Origin of the sequence: Lacrimispora struthionigena (assembly GCF_048627165.1) — a bacterium.
Taxonomy (GTDB): domain Bacteria; phylum Bacillota; class Clostridia; order Lachnospirales; family Lachnospiraceae; genus Lacrimispora.
This window is the reverse complement of record NZ_JBMBWP010000002.1, coordinates 702,239-718,937: the sequence shown is the minus strand read 5'-3', so window position 1 is coordinate 718,937 and position 16,699 is coordinate 702,239. Positions and strand designations below refer to the sequence as shown.

Below are 16,699 nucleotides of genomic sequence, written 5' to 3'. Positions count from 1 at the left end.
GTTAATAGGAGAAAAACATTGAAGGAATACAATGAAAAACTAAAAGAGGAAATAGCGGAATTCAGAGAAGCCGGTCATAAGTTCGTGAATAAGGAAATTACGGCCGCTGAATTTAAGGGAAAATCCGGAGGCATGGGTGTTTATGCACAAAGGGGCGGCAAAGCTTTTATGATTCGTTTGAGGATACCCTGCGGGATCTTATCATTTTCCCATTTGCAATTAATCCATAAATTTGCCGTGCAATATGGTTTAGAGAGAATTCATCTTACAACCAGGCAGGCTATTCAACTTCATGATCTGGATATTGATTCTGTCTGTGATATCATGGAGACGGCTATTGACCATGGTTTGTACACAAGAGGAGGCGGCGGCAATTATCCCCGTAATGTCGCCTTGTCTCCCCTGTCTGGTGTGGATAAAACGGAAGCTTTTGATCCCACTCCCTATGCGTTGCAGGTGAACCGGTACGTCATGGAGCGGATTATGGAATATCATTTGCCTCGTAAACTGAAAATAGCATTTTCCAACAATGAAGCGGATACAGCCAACTGTACCATCAATGATCTGGGCTTTATGGCAGTCATGGATCAGGGAACCCCTTACTTTAAAATGTACCTGGCAGGTGGATTAGGCAATAATCCTGCAGTAGCTTTACCATATGATGAATTGATTCCCCCAAATCAGGTTCTGTATCATGTGGAAGCTGTTACAAGAATATTTGCGGCAGAAGGAGATTATGAGAACAAGGGAAAAGCAAGACTGAGATACATCCCAAAAAGGATGGGAGAAGAGGCGTTCATGGAGTGTTACAAAAAGCATCTCGCCCAGACGAAGGAATCCATGGACTTAACTATTAATGTAGAGGCAGCCGAAATATGTAAAACAGCAGATAAGCAGCAGTCTGCAGACATTCATACAGGCAGCAGCAATCTGATCGCCCAAAAACAACCGGGATTTTATACAACTGTCATTCATCCCCTATGCGGACAGCTGCCTGTAAAAGCCCTTGAAGAAATCATTTCATTTTTGATGGATAAACAGCAGGACATTCGCCTTAGTATGACGGAAAGCATGTACATCCGCAACCTGTCAAGAGAAGAAGGAGAAAAGCTTCTTACAAGAATGGCAGAGATTAATCAGGTTACCAGAATTGGCATGAGTGTGAGCTGTGTGGGAGTGCCGACCTGCCAGATAGGCGTTTTAGAGAGCCAGACATTATTAAAAGAAATAAGCAGGGCACTGATGGAAAATAATATAAACACGGATTATCTGCCTTGTGTTTCTATATCAGGATGTTTTAATTCCTGTTCCAGGCACCAGGTAAGCGAACTTGGATTTGCTGGCTGCAAAAAACGTATTTCCGATGCTCCGGCAGAGGCCTTTGAACTTCATGTAGGTGGAGCAGTGGAGAAAGATGGCACCCATATGGGGAACTGCATGGGTGCATTAAGAAAGGAAGATATTCCGGATTTTATGGTGAAGCTGTCCCAGGTATTAGATACAAAAGGAATGTATTTTATGGAATATCTGAAGGAATACCAGGAAGAGTTTGAGGATTTGGCAAAACCATATCTGATTGGCTAAACTGCCCCCGCGGGTTCTTAGTCAGTGTACTTTGCAATAATAAGACCCAGGATGCATAAAGTAAGGTAAGATGCCGCCGCGTGCATATTCCTGAAGGGATGTTAAAATGGGATTTCTGGTCAGACTGCTTGAAAAAGGCAGCTTAAAAAAGCCGCTTCATTTTACCCTGGATAAAATTGTAGAAGAATACATACCTGCCGGAGAAGTACCTCCATATGCGCAAGAGCTGACAGCTCTTGCCTCTAAGAGCAATCTTAATTTAAAGGATATTGCTGAACTGGCTGTCTTAGTAAGAACCGAGATTGATCAACTGAAAGATGAAGTGGAAACCTTTGTGGTTGTCACAGAAAAGGCGAAACGAGTACAGGCAAATCTTAACTTATGGAATGAAATTCTAAATGAATTGACCTGGGATTATTCCTACCAGGATGAGGTGACGGACATCGATACGTTTGTCCATTCAAAAGCGGTGGAGGAGATTCCCCGGATGCACCATGCCATCACTCAGGTGCTTGGGGAAAAAGAAGCCCTGCAGCTGGAATCACAGCTTGTTCTTCAGTCAGAGATTCTGCAAAGCAGCATATTTAACTTAGAGCAGACACTGCTTACCATGGTCCCTGAGATCAGGAATCAAAAAGAAAAGAAGTCGAAACTGGAAGATGAAATCAAAAGCTTTCAAAGAGATGCAGAAGAGTTAAAAAAAATAGGGGAAGCTGCAGATCTGAAGCAATCCACACAATTATCGGAGAAAGGCAAGGCGCTGGTTATCAGAAAGAAGAATCTCACAGCTAGCGAAAAAGAGTTGAATGCCTATATGGAGGCAGTGCAGAAAACAGCGATCCAGATATTTAATGTCTTTAAAGAGGTATCCCGGTCTGCCGCAGAAGGGGTAAGAACTGCAATTAACAGGCTGACTACGGAAAACAAAAAAGCATTAAGGAAAGCAGAGGATACTCAGGGCTTTACCCAAGGGAGAAAAAAGCTTTCCCAGCTTTATACTCTCCTTGAACTGCTTGATGACTGTATGAGGATTCATCAGAAATATGACCGGCTAAAGTCATAATCTGACATTGCCGGTCTTACTGTTCTTCCAAGGATGAAAGAAGTTTCTTCAATAACTGGTCCAGCTGGGCCAGTTCTTCTTTTGTCAGCCCTTTTAACAGGGATTCTTCTGTCTGGGTATGGGATATGACTGCCTGGGATATTAATTCATAACCTGCGTTGGTCAGCTGAACGTAGATCGTTCTTCTGTCTTCATTGTCATGAACTCTTTTAACCAAATCTTTTTTCTCCAGTGTATCAATCCGGTTTGTGATGGCTCCCGAAGTGATCATAAGTGACTGATACAGATCCGTGGGTTTTAATTTGAATTCTCCACCGGAACGACGCAGTGTTGCCAACACGTCAAATTCACCGCTGTTTAACTGATAGAGGGAGAAATTCTCTGCCAATCTCCTTTCTGAATGCTTGACAGTTCTTTTAAGTCTTCCCCAAACCGCCATCGGTGACGCATCAAGATCCGGAAGCTCATGTGCCCATTGATCGATTATTTTATCAACATTATCTTTTTTCATATTTTTAGTGTAACACCTGTAATCAAAAAGTACAAGGTAATTTTAATGTGAAGTTTCTTAGTATTAAATATCTTAACATTAAAATACTTGACAACCAAGACAACAAGCGATACACTTAATATATCTTAAAGTTAAGATACTTAAACGTGAGATAAAAAATAAGGAAAAGAGGATAAAAAAATGAAGCAGACGAAAGATACATTACTTACAATGCTGACCCCCATGTTATGGGGATCCACATATATCATTGCCTCTGTATTGATCCCCATACAGCGCCCGGTGTTTGTTGCATTTATGAGAGCATTTCCCATAGGACTCATTTTGCTTTTATGGTACAGGAAACTGCCCAAGGGAATCTGGATTTTAAAATCATTGATACTTGGAAGTTTGAACATCGGAATATTCTTTCTGTTTTTGTTTATTGCGGCTTACCGGCTGCCTGGAGGAATCGCATCGATCATAGGAAGCGTACAACCGGTATTTGTAATATTTTTCAGCTGGGTTCTTTTAAAAGAAAAACCAACCATGCGGTCTTATGCTGCAATTGTCATGATGGTGACGGGAGTCATTTTACTTCTGTTTAAGCAGCAGATGGCAATTGACGTATGGGGCGTGTTAGCTGCTTTATGCGGTGCAGTGGTAATGGCTCTCGGCGTGGTACTGACCAAGTACTGGGGGAAACCGGAAGGAATCAGCCAGATGGTGTTTACTTCCTGGCAGTTGTTTTTTGGCAGTTTGATTCTGATTCCGGCTGTGTTTATTATGGAGGGCAGCATACCCCCCCTCACTCCTGTTAATATTGCAGGACTTGCCATACTTGGAGTGGTTAATACCGGACTTGCCTATTATTTATGGTTTCGGGGAATCGAAATCCTTTCTCCTGTCCGGGTATCACTCTTAAGTCCTGTGAATCCCTTAACTGCATTTATTTTAGGCTATGTGGTGTTGGGGCAAAGCATCAGCCCCATTCAGCTTGTAGGTGTTGCAATTATTATAGCCAGTATTTTTGTCTCACAGAAAAAGACAGCAAAAGCAGGATGATTGCCTTTTAAAATAAGTCATGTTACAATGCAGATAAAGATTGCAAAATTATGCAAATAAGATTTGTACAGGGGGTAACATGCAGACTGGAGATAAAATTTCCTTTGGGAACTACCAATGGCGGGTACTGGAACTACTGGAAGACAGGGCTTTGATTATAACCGAATACATCATAGAACGACGTCCTTACCATAATGTTTATAAAGAGACAACATGGGCTGACTGCGCAATAAGAGCGTATTTGAATGGGGAATTCCATGACAGATTCAGTGTGGATGAACAATCAAGGATGATTCCTGTCCTAAATAAAAATCCTGATAATGAGTGGTATGGCTGCAAAGGCGGAGACGAAACTCAGGATACCATCTTTTTATTAAGCATGGAAGAAGCAGCGTGCCGGTATTTCGGCGACAGCAGCTTAAAGCTTTATAATCCTGGAAGAAACCAAAGGTATTGGTTTGAACGAAAAGATAAGAACAACAGTAGGAGAATTGCCAGACGTGAGGGGGAAAAGGGCAGTGACTGGTGGTGGCTGCGTTCTCCAGGCCGTATTGGTGTTAAGGCAGTATATATCCATGGTGATGGTAATATAGGGATTCAGGGCAACAATATATTAATTGGAAATTTAAGCGATGGCGAATGCAGAGGCGGCGTTCGTCCCGCTCTGTGGCTAAAGCTGTAATACTGCTAATAAGCTCCAGGCTAATAAAAAACCGGCATAGGCCGGTTTTTTTGTACCAAAAAGGATGAAAGGATATGTGATACTTTTTCAAAGGTATTCATAGTATTTTATGAACATGCATTTTGGAAGGAATCAGGTGGAACATTGGCTGAAAACAGTGATGTTTTAAAAGATGGATTATGGGATGAGAATTCAGTTTACGATTATGTGGTTAATACAATGAAAGCCTATGCAGATTCCATGGTGCCCCATTCACCGGATCTGGCGGAGCTATATGGAAGGATTCAGTTTTACGGAGCAGTGGAATCCTATACGGCGGAGTATTTAATCATGTCTCTTGACAGCTATCCTACGCCGTTTGCAGTTGCTGCAGCGGAACTATTAAATATGGCAGCAAAACAGTATCTGATGGAAAAGGGAGAGGACCCGGATGTGCCAAAAGATTCAGGAGGGCTTTATTTCTCTAAATTATCTCAGGAAGACAGGCTGAAAATTGTTGACCGGGTCAGCAGCCCTGGTGGCATCATTTATATCCCTGCAGGCCTTACCATGAAACAGGAAGACATCGTTCCAGTCATGTCGGCATTAAACCGGCTTACTATGATGGGATATTATTCTGAGTGGTCCGGATACGGATCCACAAGATTTATGTCTCCGGATAAACGAATGCTGGAATATCGGCCAATCGGATGGGAACAGGTGGGGTATCCGGGACCCTCTAAGGGATACCGGATAGCAGGAGCATTTAATTTTGCACAGAAAAAGTGAGGAATCAATATTGACTGGAGGTGCGTATGGATAACGGATTTGATGCGGATGTAATTGTGATAGGTGCAGGTGGCGGAGGCGCGGTTGCAGCAAAAGAGCTGGGGGAAAAGGGATTAAAGGTGCTGATTCTTGAGGCCGGACCCTGGTATGGCAACCGGAAGTGGCCGGAGCCCAACACCAGTGCAGGTGCACAGGAAAGTTCAAGCAACGAAGATCTGGATATACAGCTGCTTAAAACTAACTTTACTGATTTAGAGGATGACATGAATGATCTCATTACAGGAAAATTCAGATGGGGACCAGCGGACAGGAATACAAGTCCGTGGCGCAGAATCATGGAGAAGGGCGGTTTTGTCTGGCAGAGTGCAGGAGTGGGAGGAACCACACTTTTGTATTTTGCCAACTGCCCTCGTGCTTACCCTGCTGCATTTGAACGTGACTGGCCAATCAGTTATGAGGAAATGATTCCCTATTATGAAGAGGTGGAGCAGACTCTTCCAGTCCGTGAAGCCACAGCAACGTCAAAAGAAGATCTTTTTCTCTATGGCGCCAGAAAGATGGGATTTGCCTATACCAATGAAATAAATTTAACCAAACCCGGATTTCGCCTTCAGCCCAATGGAATTCTTGGTATTAATCCCATGCTAAATAATCCGGATTTCGATCTGGAAAACAATCAGGCGGTGGGCTGTACTCTTCGCGGCCACTGTGTTAACGGCTGCTGCATTGGGCCAAATGTGGAAAGTGTGGCAAAGCGTTCCACCCTTGTCAGCTATATCCCCTATGCGTTGGCGACGGGAAATGTAGACATTATGCCAAATTCATTTGTGACTGCTATTCACACCGGCCAAAATGAAGAAGAAGGCTTGTTTGCCAACAGCGTAACGGTTAGAAATACATGGACTGGAGAAACCAGGGAGTTTAAGGCCAAAGTGATTGTTTTGTCTGCCGGTTCCATCGAATCCCCCAGACTTTGGTTAAATTCCGGTCTTCCTGAAAATGAATGGGTGGGAAAAGGACTGACCACTCATATGATTGACTGTGTATCTGGAATTTTTGAAGAAGAGGATTTGATGAATATTCTGGGAATGTCTGAAGTAAAGCCTTATGTAGGACAGAATTCGGCTGCCAGAATGGATTATCCCGGACTTGGAGCTTTTGAACCCTTTGGAACCAGTCCCGGTATCAATTCCACCATGATATACGGAACAAGCCAGAAGGGGTACTATTTCCAGAATCAGACCAGGGAAGAAGAACCCTGGGACAGAGAAGGCATTATTGCAGGAGAACTTTTAAAACAATTTATGCGAAATTATAACAAAACTCTTAGTATTGTAGTGTTTTCCGACGACGATGTAAGTCAGAAAAACGGGGTCACACTGGATCCGGAGCGCAAGGATGAAAATGGCTATATACCGGTGATCAGCTATGAGATCAGTGATGCTGACAGAGAGAGAAGAGATCAGCTTGTGGGACTTGCGGCGGAACTGTTAAAGAAAGCAGGAGCGAAGACCGTCAGCCGGGCTAACTGGCCCCCAGATGTGTGCGCTCATATTATGAGCACCATGAGGATTGGGTTTGTTACAGATAAAAATTGCGAAGCATTCCAGGTAAAGAGGCTGTTTATAGCAGATAACAGTGTACTATGCAACGGACTGGGCGGTCCAAATCCTACCCTTACCACCCAGGCTCTTGCTGTAAGGACTGCAGAAAAAATTGCGGAGAAATATTTTCCATCAGCAAAGAAAGTCTGAAGAACCATAAAAATGCGCCTTAGACCAAGGCGCATTTTTATGGTTTTACTCAGCTTCCTGCATACATCAGATAGATAAAATGATTTGCCTCCCTCAGAAGGTGATCGGTATAAAGTGCTAGCATGATTGCCTGAATTTTGCAGGTAATCAGTCCGTTCGTGGTATCTGACTTAAAATCACTGATCGCAATGGCATCGGAAAGAATTTCCCGGTCAGAAGGGAATGTATCCGGATTCATTTCGGCTGTGCTGAGCAGATCAAAGGTATTGGCAAACTGATTGGCAGCATTAAAATATGAAGTTTCCGTAGGATCTAACTGTCCGCGCATTACCTTTGCATGATCAGCCATATTCTGTGACCAGAAAGATTTATAATCAGACAGGAGTGAATCATCCCGGTTTTGAAGCCGTTTGAGAATTTCAAGGTAACGTTTGGCTTCCATGAGAATATGTAAGATGTCTGCTGTATACATCATGGTGAAAAGACCGCAGGATACACGTTTGTTTAAGAGATCTGCCTGAAACTGGACGAAGGAAGTAGTCAGGTTTAAAAGATTCTGGTTCAACATGAATACATCCTGTTCGTTTTTATTGGTTGCGGTATAGTCAGCGGTGCAGGGGACAATGTCATAAGCCATGCGGGTCAGCTGGGAATTGATTGTGATTCCGGTGTTAAGCTGTGCAAGTCTCTCTGCTTCTTCCGTATACTGGGTATAAAACTGGCCGGATTCAAGAACACTTAAAGGGATGACTCCGTTTGACAGCTTAATGGCTACTTCTAACAGCTGGTCATATTGCTGTTTGTATGTATCTGCCTGATCTGCATATTCTTTTCCAGGCGGGGGCATAGTAGCCTCAATAAATATGGCATGCTCTTTTAATATGCGGATCCAGAAAAGATGGTACTGGAGTGAGCATTGTATATAGGATTCTTTCGAGATCATAAGGGTTGCTCCATTATTTTAAATTACTGCATTCTATGCTTACTGGATAAGAACTATTCGTCCATATCCATTCCTCATATTGTGAGACGCAAAAAAAAATGCTATAATTGCTCATAGCAAAAAGGAGGTGGCGTTTTGGACAGGCAGACATTTTCCCGCAGAAAACCCGGAATGGTTGAGGAAGAAAAATACAGGAAGTATGCGGTTTTAATCCCCGTTCTGACAATTGATGGAGAAAAGTATCTTTTGTTTGAAAAACGCTCCAGCAACTTAAAGCATCAGCCCGGGGAGATTTGCTTTCCAGGAGGGAAGCTGGAGCCGGGAGAGACATTGAAAAAATGTGCAGTCAGGGAAACCATGGAGGAGTTAAACATCACTTCCAGGCAGATTAAGGTGCTTGGGCCTGGAGATATCTATATTTCTCCCTTCCGGCTGATTATTCACTCCTATATTGGTGAACTTAGAGATTATAATGATACCTTCAGCACCGATGAAGTGGAAGAAATCATAAAGGTGCCTCTTGATTATTTAAAAAGCATAACACCGGAAACATACGAAAGCATGCTGATTACGGAGCCTCCTGAAGATTTTCCCTATGAATGGATTCCAGGAGGCAATCAGTATTCATGGACGAAGGGAACCAGGGATATTTTGTTTTACCGGTATGAGAACTGGGTGATCTGGGGGATGACGGCACAGATTCTTCAGTCCTGTCTGGAACTGATGAAGCAATATCATTTATTTGATTCTATGAAAGAAGAAAGGTGATACTATGAAAAAAGAGATTTATTTAGCAGGCGGCTGTTTTTGGGGAACAGAAAAATATCTGGAAAATATTCCTGGAATTTTAAGTACAGAAGTGGGATACGCCAACGGAACAACGAAAAATCCCACTTACGAGGAGGTATGTCATAACAATACCGGTCATGCGGAAACCGTTAAAGTGGAATACGAGGATACAGTCATAGGTCTTCCCTATATTCTCAACCTCTATTACGATGTCATCAATCCAGTCAGTGTAAACCGTCAGGGCGGTGATACCGGTATACAGTACAGAACCGGCATTTATTATACCAACGAAGGGGATAAGCCGGTAATTGAAAAATCAGTGGAAGAACTTCAAAGGAATTACAAAGAGAAGATTGCAATTGAGCGGCTGCCTCTTACCAACTACTACAGAGCAGAAGAGTATCACCAGAAGTATCTGAATAAGAATCCCCAGGGCTACTGCCATATATCCGGGGATAAATTTGAAAAGGCAAAGCTGGCAGTGGATAAAAGCAAAAAATTTCCGCCAAAATCCCAGGATGAACTTAAAAATGAACTTACTACAACTCAGTATCAGGTCACCCAGAACAATGCAACAGAAGCTCCTTTTCAGAATGAGTACTTTGATGAATTCAGAGAGGGAATCTATGTGGATGTGACAACCGGAGAGCCTCTTTTCTTATCCTGTGATAAATTTGAATCCGGCTGCGGCTGGCCAAGCTTTTCCAGGCCGCTGACACAGGATCTGCTGCAGGAGCTTGATGATAACACTCTTGGCAGACACCGCACAGAAGTGCGAAGCACATTAGGGGATGCCCATCTTGGTCATGTTTTTACAGATGGTCCGAAAGAGATGGGTGGACTGCGCTATTGCATCAACAGTGCAGCTTTGAGATTTATTCCCAAAGAGCAGATGAAAACGGAAGGCTACGAAGCATATCTGCCATTACTCCATACAGATGCAGCCAATCAGGATTGATATTTTCCGGTGCGGTGAATATAATAGTAAAAAATACCAGGTGAAGTGAATGTTTCGTGAGAATAACGGCAGCAGGATTCACACTTGTAACGACGTCGATCCTGCTCCCAGACGTTATTTAAACCCTGCTGATATTTATATTGTAAAAGGGTATGGGATAGAAGTGTTTTTAGAAAATCTCAATTCACCGGCAGGCATTGTTTTTGACGAGGAGGGAAGTCTTTATATTGCTGACTCCGGCCTGTCTACAGGCATTCCCCAGGTTTTGAAGCTGGTGAATGGGGAGCTTGAATTGATAGCGGAAGATTTTGTTACTCCTATTTCGGGAATTAATTATTTAAATGGTGTTCTTTATGTATCCCACAGAGGTTTCGTCACCAGAATATTCCGGGATGGGAAAAGACAGAACATTATTATGGGTCTGCCAAGCAACGGTGATCATTACAATGGCCCGGTTGCTTTTTCGCCGGACTATAAGATCTATTTTGGGCAGGGAACCGTTACCAATAGTGGCGTTGTAGGGAATGATAACGAGTGGGTACCGGTTTCTCCATTGCTATGTGATTACACTGGAGATTATGTCATACTGAATGGTCAGAATTTTACAACAGATAATATTCTTACGGAAGCAGTTACCGATGATCCTGCCTATACTGGTGCCTTTTCTCCCTATGGGATTCCTAATATTGAGTTTGAAATAAGAAAAAGATATATCAAAGCGTCGGGGAGTATCTTACGGGCAAACCTTGACGGTTCTAATTTGGAGCAGGTAGCCTGGGGATTTCGTAATCCCACGTTTTTAAAGTTTAATAACAGCGGTCAGTTGTATGCTGTGAATAACGGGTTTAATCCCGTAGGAAGCAGACCCATAGAGAATGCAACCGATGATTTCTATTACATAACCCCGGATGTATGGTATGGCTGGCCTGATTATTCAGGAGGAGAACCGGTAAATTCTCCAAGATTTACACCTACAGGCGGTTATCAGCCTACGCTGCTGTTAAAAAATCAGCCAAACATTCCTCCAAGACCCTATGTAACCTTTCCTCCTAATTCCACTCTGATGAGTTTTGATTTTAATTATAATCAGAAATTCGGAGCATACGGAGATGTTTATGTGGCAGAGTATGGCAGTACCATAAAAACGGCAGTTGGTGACGGATTATCCTATGCCGGTGCCGGTCACCGGATATCCAAAATTGATATGAGGGCAAGAACCATCAGTACATTTGCCATCAATATGAGTGGATTTCCTGCGTCTCTTTCCAAGGGAGGCGGACTTGAGAGGCCAAGTTATCTGATGTTTGGACCCAATGAATCCATGTATATCGTTGATATGGGTCTAAATATCGAAGGCGACCCTAATCTCTTTGTTCCCGGAACAGGTGTGATCTGGAGAATCTTTCGTACCAATGATGAATGACTCATGTAAGGAGAAGGACAAAATATGTTAGAAGAGATACTGGAATATAATAAAGAATTTGTTAAAAATAAAAATTATGAAAAATATATCACTAATAAATATCCGGAAAAGAAAACGGCAATCGTGTCCTGTATGGATACAAGGCTGACAGAGCTGCTTCCGGCTGCACTTGGTTTTAAAAATGGAGATGCAAAGATCATTAAAAACGCAGGAGGGGTTATTTCCCATCCCTTTGGAAGCGTGATGAGAAGCCTGCTGATTGGGATCTATGAGCTGGATGTCAGGGAAATTCTGGTAATAGGCCATACGGACTGCGGAGCCAGATATACAGACAGCAGCAAATTGATAGAGCTGATGAAGGAACGGGGAATCAGGCAGAAGGATATTGATTTAATTAAGTATTATGGAATTGATTTTGAATCCTGGCTGGGTGGATTTAAAGACTTAGACCAATCCATTAAAAAATCAGTGGAACTGATCCGAAACCATCCATTGGTTCCGGAAGAGATCCGGGTCTATGGACTTGTGATTGATTCTGTTACAGGTGAGTTAAGTCAAGTTGAGGAGAAGGGCCTATGAAGCTTGGAATTGTCGGTTCAGGAATCATTGTAAAAGATTTTTTATCCATTTCCCATCATCTGAAGCATACCTCAGTTTTATCTCTTTGTTGCACCAAAAGGAGCGAAGCGGATGCCAGAGCCCTTGCAAAGGATTATTTAATCGGGCAGGTATTTACGGATTATGAAGATTTTTTAAGGAGCGAAGCGGATACGGTATATTTGGGATTACCCAATCATCTTCATTTTACCTACGCATATCAGGCATTGCTGGCAGGAAAAAATGTAATTGTGGAAAAGCCATTTACTCCTACCATAGAGCAGGCCACGGTTTTAAGCCGGACAGCCAGAGAGAAACAATTATTTCTGTTTGAAGCTGTAACCACTTTATACCAGCCGGATTACAGGAGAGTAAAGGAACTGATTCCTTCTCTTGGAAGCGTCAGACTGGTCCGGTGCAGCTATTCCCAATATTCCAGGCGGTATGACAGCTTTAAAAATGGGGAGGTGCTTCCTGCCTTTGATCCTGGGTGCGCCGGAGGTGCTTTGATGGATATTAATATTTATAACCTCCATTATGCTGCGGGTCTTTTTGGAATGCCTGAATCGGTTCATTATTTTGCGAATATAGAAAGGGGAATTGATACCTCCGGAGTGCTTTTACTGGATTACGGAACCTTTCTTTGCACCCTGACCGGAGCCAAGGACTGCAGTGCGCCAAATTCCTGTATTATTCAGGGGGACAAAGGTTATCTGATACAGGACAGTCCGGCCAATATCTGTGAGGGGGGCCGTGTGATTTTAAATGACGGATCGGAAGAGACAGTAACGAGTCATTCCTGCAGTCATCGAATGATCAGCGAGTTCCTGGAATTTGAAAAAATGATTCTTTCCGGTGATCTTACCACCTGTTACCGCTATCTGGATCATACTCTTTGCGTATGCGAAATTCTGACTCAGGCAAGGAGAATGGCCGGAATTGTATTTCCGGCAGATGGACAAGAAGTGCAGTAATTATGAGTATAAAAAAACGCGTCTGTCAGGTTCCGTTAAGTTACCTGGTGAAGACGCGTTTTATTTATTTTGTGTTCCCCAATTTATGCTGCTTTTGATTTGTGAATGCTTCTATAGACGAATGTGAGTCCAAGTCCGACTAAAGAGATGACCATGGCTGTCAGGAATGCATTTTTATAGCTTCCGGTAGCAGCAAAAATTTTGTTTAAAATAATTGGTCCTACGGTACCAGCCAGAGCGAATCCGATAAACATGATTCCGTAATTGACACTGTTGTTTTTCGGTCCGAACTGATCCGCAGTAAAGCCTGGGAAAACACCCATGAAAGCACCGAAACAGATTCCAATGACAGAGATGGCAATATAGAATAAAACCACATCTCCCTTGTTGCAGAAATAAAGCATGATCAGACCGATGACAGACATTACACAGGCAAGTGCCAGGGTGTTGATCCGTCCGATTTTGTCGGAGATAGATCCGGCCAGGATTCTGCCAAGTACATTAAATAAGGCAAGGGTAGAAACGGCGGCCGTTGCTGAAACAACAGACATTCCCACGATGTTCTGTGCCAGAGGGGAAGCCATTGGAATAAACATCAGGGCAGCAAATGCACCGCAGGTAAGCAGTACAATCATAACGTAGAAAACTGGTGTCTGTAACATCTCTTTCCAGTTTTTATTCATGGCAGCCTGTTTTCCGGCAGAAGGAGGTGTATATCCTTCCGGAACGAAGTCGGCAGGGCATTTTTCCATAAAGAAAGCGCCAAGACAGATAATCACTGTAAAAACAGCACCAATAATTTTAAACGCAGAAGTAACACCTGTTGTTGATATAATCATGGCAGCAATGGGTGGAATAATAACAGAGCTGATTCCAAACGTTGCTGTGGTAAGTCCTCCTACAAGACCTCTCTTGTCAGGGAAAAACTTAATGGATGTACTGATGGTGGCACCGTAAACCATTCCAAGACCTAACCCCAGTAAAATACTGTATGTTCCGATTAAAAAGTTAACGCTGTTGGCATAACCGGACAGAAACATACCGCCGCCAAACATGATACCTCCGATTAAGACTGCTAATTTCGGGCCCAGAGTGTCGTTGATGGTACCTCCGGTAATCATGGTAATAGGACCTACTGCATTGGCAATGACGAATACAATGGATAAGTCTCTGGCGGTCAGTTTCATTCCCGTGATCTGGCCCAGATGCTCTGCCATTGGTACAGAAAGAACGCTCCATGCATATAAGGAACCGATGCATAGGTTAATGAGACAGCTGGCGATGAGAATCAACCATCTTTTCTTGTTGTAGTTCATGCTACTCCTCCTAATTGTTATTATTATAACAATGTTTATATCATGATCAATGAAACATGTCAATATAAACATGTATATCATTCTATTATTTTATACAATACTGTTATATTGACATATTTTCCATATTTGCTATAGTTATAACAAGAAATTAAGAAAATCGGGGAAAATGAAATGAGAAGTTTGAAATATGCCATATTAGGGCTATTATGCCGCCACCCTATGACTGGTTATGAAATAGCAAAAGAATTTAATAATGAGCTGGCAGAATTTTGGTATGCCAATCATAGCCAGATTTATCCGGAGCTGAAAAGGTTAAATGATGAGGGACTTGTCAGCTATGACATTGAAATAAGCGGAGAAATCCTGGAGGCGAAACGTTATACCATAACAGAAGATGGTTACGATGATTTTACAAACTGGCTGAATAAGGATGAAAAGATGCAAAAGACTCCCAAAGATATATTTCGCCTCCGGATGTATTTTTCAGGTAATATGAATGTGGAAACAAGAGTCCGTCTTTTGGAGAGTCAGCGAACCCAGCATGTGAAACGATTAAATACATTAAAAAAGAAAAACGAACCCTACACCGAAGTTCCGCCTTGTGAATCAGACAGGTTCGGGGATTTTCTTGTGCTTCAGGGCGCAATCATGAGGCAGGAGAATATTATAGCCTGGATTGATAAATGTATCAGTTATTGCAAATAGTATTGACAACTTAATTTTGTTGTGTTATTATTTCGGAAATAGTGAAAAGGCAATGAAGAGGAATAGTACGTATACGGAGAATTTCAGAGAGAAGGTGGCTGGTGTGAACCTTTATTGAAGTATATGGAAGCAGTCTCGGAGCTTTGAACCCAACGGGAGGATTCCCTAGTAGGCTTCAACGGAATTCCCACGTTACAGGGACGCGGTATGTCAGTACCGTATGGAGTGCAGAGGATTCTCTGAATTTAGGTGGTAACACGGATTGTATATTCGCCCTAAGCGTATGAACGCTTGGGGCCTTTTTTTATGCAAAAATCAAGAAAGAAGGAAATTATCATGAGGAAATTTGAAAAATCAAAAAAACTGGATTATGTGTGTTACGACATCAGGGGACCGGTTATGGACGAAGCAAACCGAATGATCGCCCAGGGAGTCGAGATCTTAAAGCTGAATATAGGAAATCCTGCTCCATTTGGTTTTCGCGCCCCAGAAGAGCTTTTAATGAAAATGAACAGTAATCTGGTCCATACAGAGGGCTACTCCGATTCAAGAGGGTTACTCTCTGCCAGAGAAGCAATAGTAAAGTATTGCAGGAAAAAAGGAATTGAGGAAGTGGGAACAGATGATGTTTATACAGGAAATGGGGTCAGTGAATTAATTACACTTTCCATGCAGGGCCTTTTGGACTCTGGTGATGAAATCCTGGTACCTTCACCGGATTACCCCCTGTGGACCGCCTCCGTTACACTGGCAGGAGGTACAGCAGTTCATTACATCTGCGATGAAGCGGCAGACTGGTATCCGGATATCAATGATATTAAAAGTAAGATCACAGAACGAACAAAGGGAATTGTTGTAATTAATCCCAATAATCCTACAGGAACCCTTTATTCCAAAGAACTGCTGGAAGAAATCGTTAAGCTCTGCCGGGAAAATGGTCTCATAATTTTCGCGGATGAGATCTATGACAGACTGGTTCTTGACGGCCTTGTCCATACATCCATTGCTTCACTTGCTCCGGATCTCCTTACGATTACGTTTAACGGTCTGTCCAAGTCCCATTTAATCGCTGGATACCGCTGCGGCTGGATGAGTCTTTGCGGCGACAAATCTTCTGCAAGGGGATATGTGGAGGGAATCAATCTGCTGTCTTCCATGAGGCTGTGTTCCAATGTTCCAGCCCAGTCTGTTATAGCTACAGCTCTTGAGATGGAAGAGGAGACAAAGAAACTTCTGGTTCCCGGCGGCCGTATTTACGAGCAGAGAGAATACATATATGAGGCATTAAACCAGATTCCAGGTATTTCAGCAACGAAACCCAAAGCGGCTTTTTATGTATTTCCTAAGATTGATATAAAACGGTTTGGAATTTATGATGATGAAAAGTTTGTTCTGGATTTCTTAAGAGATAAAAAGATTCTTCTTACCCACGGCGGCGGCTTCCACTGGGAGAAACCAGATCATTTCAGGGTAGTTTATCTGCCGGAGATGGAACAGTTAAAATCTGCATGCAGCAGATTAATGGATTTTCTTACTTATTACAGACAGCAATAGGAATAGAAAAAGGTCCTGCAGCATCTTAGCCTGCAGG

The 16,699-nt window shown here is 42.7% G+C and carries 16 protein-coding genes and 1 other annotated feature; of the genes, 13 read left to right on the top strand and 3 right to left on the bottom strand.

The genetic code is table 11. From position 1 onward, the window contains the following. Positions 1-18: 18 nt before the first annotated feature. Both ACOAOT_RS12245 and ACOAOT_RS12240 read left to right on the top strand, forming a co-directional pair. The gene (locus tag ACOAOT_RS12245; RefSeq protein ID WP_420217219.1) at positions 19-1,584 is read left to right on the top strand and encodes a nitrite/sulfite reductase; all 1,566 of its coding nucleotides are present in this window, start codon (positions 19-21) and stop codon (positions 1,582-1,584) included. A 106-nt stretch (positions 1,585-1,690) separates the two neighbouring features. Beyond that, positions 1,691-2,647 carry a hypothetical protein gene (locus tag ACOAOT_RS12240; protein ID WP_420217218.1) on the top strand — a complete coding sequence of 319 codons (957 nt, stop codon included), beginning with the start codon at positions 1,691-1,693 and terminating at the stop codon, positions 2,645-2,647. A 16-nt stretch (positions 2,648-2,663) separates the two neighbouring features. On the opposite strand, the gene ACOAOT_RS12235 is transcribed toward ACOAOT_RS12240, so the two are convergent. After that, entirely contained in the window at positions 2,664-3,158 is a 495-nt protein-coding gene (locus tag ACOAOT_RS12235) for a MarR family winged helix-turn-helix transcriptional regulator (protein ID WP_420217217.1), read from the bottom strand. Between the two features lie 180 nt (positions 3,159-3,338). Between ACOAOT_RS12235 and ACOAOT_RS12230 the strand changes: the two genes are divergently transcribed. The 4 genes from ACOAOT_RS12230 (at position 3,339) to ACOAOT_RS12215 (ending at position 7,403) form a co-directional block, all read left to right on the top strand. Next, a complete protein-coding gene (locus ACOAOT_RS12230) occupies positions 3,339-4,199 on the top strand; it encodes an EamA family transporter (RefSeq protein ID WP_420217216.1) in 861 nt (286 codons plus the stop codon). Between the two features lie 79 nt (positions 4,200-4,278). Beyond that, positions 4,279-4,881 (top strand): DUF6273 domain-containing protein, encoded by a 603-nt coding sequence (locus ACOAOT_RS12225; protein WP_420217215.1) that lies wholly within the window; start codon positions 4,279-4,281, stop codon positions 4,879-4,881. Between the two features lie 144 nt (positions 4,882-5,025). Next, positions 5,026-5,649, top strand: coding sequence for a gluconate 2-dehydrogenase subunit 3 family protein (locus tag ACOAOT_RS12220; RefSeq protein WP_420217214.1), 624 nt, complete (start codon positions 5,026-5,028; stop codon positions 5,647-5,649). Between the two features lie 26 nt (positions 5,650-5,675). Beyond that, positions 5,676-7,403 carry a GMC family oxidoreductase N-terminal domain-containing protein gene (locus tag ACOAOT_RS12215; protein WP_420217213.1) on the top strand — a complete coding sequence of 576 codons (1,728 nt, stop codon included), beginning with the start codon at positions 5,676-5,678 and terminating at the stop codon, positions 7,401-7,403. 49 nt (positions 7,404-7,452) lie between these two features. On the opposite strand, the gene ACOAOT_RS12210 is transcribed toward ACOAOT_RS12215, so the two are convergent. Next, complete coding sequence (locus ACOAOT_RS12210; protein WP_420217212.1) at positions 7,453-8,346, bottom strand: DUF2935 domain-containing protein; 894 nt, start codon at positions 8,344-8,346, stop codon at positions 7,453-7,455. Positions 8,347-8,481: 135 nt separating this feature from the next. On the opposite strand from ACOAOT_RS12210, the gene ACOAOT_RS12205 reads away from it, so the two are divergent. The 5 genes from ACOAOT_RS12205 to ACOAOT_RS12185 are packed head-to-tail and all read left to right on the top strand — an operon-like array spanning position 8,482 to position 13,087. Further along, entirely contained in the window at positions 8,482-9,114 is a 633-nt protein-coding gene (locus ACOAOT_RS12205; RefSeq protein ID WP_420217211.1) for an NUDIX hydrolase, read from the top strand. A gap of 4 nt (positions 9,115-9,118) precedes the next feature. Further along, on the top strand, positions 9,119-10,093 hold the full coding sequence (gene msrB / locus ACOAOT_RS12200; RefSeq protein ID WP_420217210.1) for a peptide-methionine (R)-S-oxide reductase MsrB: 975 nt from the start codon (positions 9,119-9,121) through the stop codon (positions 10,091-10,093). Between the two features lie 49 nt (positions 10,094-10,142). Next, positions 10,143-11,516 carry a PQQ-dependent sugar dehydrogenase gene (locus tag ACOAOT_RS12195; RefSeq protein WP_420217209.1) on the top strand — a complete coding sequence of 458 codons (1,374 nt, stop codon included), beginning with the start codon at positions 10,143-10,145 and terminating at the stop codon, positions 11,514-11,516. Positions 11,517-11,540: 24 nt separating this feature from the next. Then, entirely contained in the window at positions 11,541-12,095 is a 555-nt protein-coding gene (locus tag ACOAOT_RS12190; RefSeq protein WP_420217208.1) for a beta-class carbonic anhydrase, read from the top strand. Next, the gene (locus ACOAOT_RS12185; protein WP_420217207.1) at positions 12,092-13,087 is read left to right on the top strand and encodes a Gfo/Idh/MocA family protein; all 996 of its coding nucleotides are present in this window, start codon (positions 12,092-12,094) and stop codon (positions 13,085-13,087) included. The genes ACOAOT_RS12190 and ACOAOT_RS12185 overlap by 4 nt, the downstream gene beginning before the upstream one ends. 83 nt (positions 13,088-13,170) lie before the next feature. On the opposite strand, the gene ACOAOT_RS12180 is transcribed toward ACOAOT_RS12185, so the two are convergent. After that, positions 13,171-14,403, bottom strand: a complete 1,233-nt coding sequence (locus ACOAOT_RS12180) for an L-lactate MFS transporter (protein WP_420217206.1) — start codon at positions 14,401-14,403, stop codon at positions 13,171-13,173. A gap of 171 nt (positions 14,404-14,574) precedes the next feature. Here ACOAOT_RS12180 and ACOAOT_RS12175 point away from each other — a divergent pair, with 171 nt between their 5' ends. Continuing rightward, positions 14,575-15,108 carry a PadR family transcriptional regulator gene (locus tag ACOAOT_RS12175; RefSeq protein ID WP_420217205.1) on the top strand — a complete coding sequence of 178 codons (534 nt, stop codon included), beginning with the start codon at positions 14,575-14,577 and terminating at the stop codon, positions 15,106-15,108. 43 nt (positions 15,109-15,151) lie between these two features. Then, positions 15,152-15,389 (top strand) — a binding site (T-box leader). 55 nt (positions 15,390-15,444) lie between these two features. Continuing rightward, positions 15,445-16,662, top strand: coding sequence for an aminotransferase class I/II-fold pyridoxal phosphate-dependent enzyme (locus tag ACOAOT_RS12170; protein ID WP_420217204.1), 1,218 nt, complete (start codon positions 15,445-15,447; stop codon positions 16,660-16,662). The last annotated feature ends 37 nt before the right edge of the window (positions 16,663-16,699 follow it).

Coding starts and splice junctions, on each gene's coding strand:
- ACOAOT_RS12240 (WP_420217218.1), top strand. CDS start 1,691: ATGGGATTTCTGGTCAGACTGCTTGAAAAAGGCAGCTTAAAAAAGCCG.
- ACOAOT_RS12235 (WP_420217217.1), bottom strand. CDS start 3,158: ATGAAAAAAGATAATGTTGATAAAATAATCGATCAATGGGCACATGAG.
- ACOAOT_RS12230 (WP_420217216.1), top strand. CDS start 3,339: ATGAAGCAGACGAAAGATACATTACTTACAATGCTGACCCCCATGTTA.
- ACOAOT_RS12225 (WP_420217215.1), top strand. CDS start 4,279: ATGCAGACTGGAGATAAAATTTCCTTTGGGAACTACCAATGGCGGGTA.
- ACOAOT_RS12215 (WP_420217213.1), top strand. CDS start 5,676: ATGGATAACGGATTTGATGCGGATGTAATTGTGATAGGTGCAGGTGGC.
- ACOAOT_RS12210 (WP_420217212.1), bottom strand. CDS start 8,346: ATGATCTCGAAAGAATCCTATATACAATGCTCACTCCAGTACCATCTT.
- msrB (WP_420217210.1), top strand. CDS start 9,119: ATGAAAAAAGAGATTTATTTAGCAGGCGGCTGTTTTTGGGGAACAGAA.
- ACOAOT_RS12195 (WP_420217209.1), top strand. CDS start 10,143: ATGTTTCGTGAGAATAACGGCAGCAGGATTCACACTTGTAACGACGTC.
- ACOAOT_RS12190 (WP_420217208.1), top strand. CDS start 11,541: ATGTTAGAAGAGATACTGGAATATAATAAAGAATTTGTTAAAAATAAA.
- ACOAOT_RS12185 (WP_420217207.1), top strand. CDS start 12,092: ATGAAGCTTGGAATTGTCGGTTCAGGAATCATTGTAAAAGATTTTTTA.
- ACOAOT_RS12180 (WP_420217206.1), bottom strand. CDS start 14,403: ATGAACTACAACAAGAAAAGATGGTTGATTCTCATCGCCAGCTGTCTC.
- ACOAOT_RS12175 (WP_420217205.1), top strand. CDS start 14,575: ATGAGAAGTTTGAAATATGCCATATTAGGGCTATTATGCCGCCACCCT.
- ACOAOT_RS12170 (WP_420217204.1), top strand. CDS start 15,445: ATGAGGAAATTTGAAAAATCAAAAAAACTGGATTATGTGTGTTACGAC.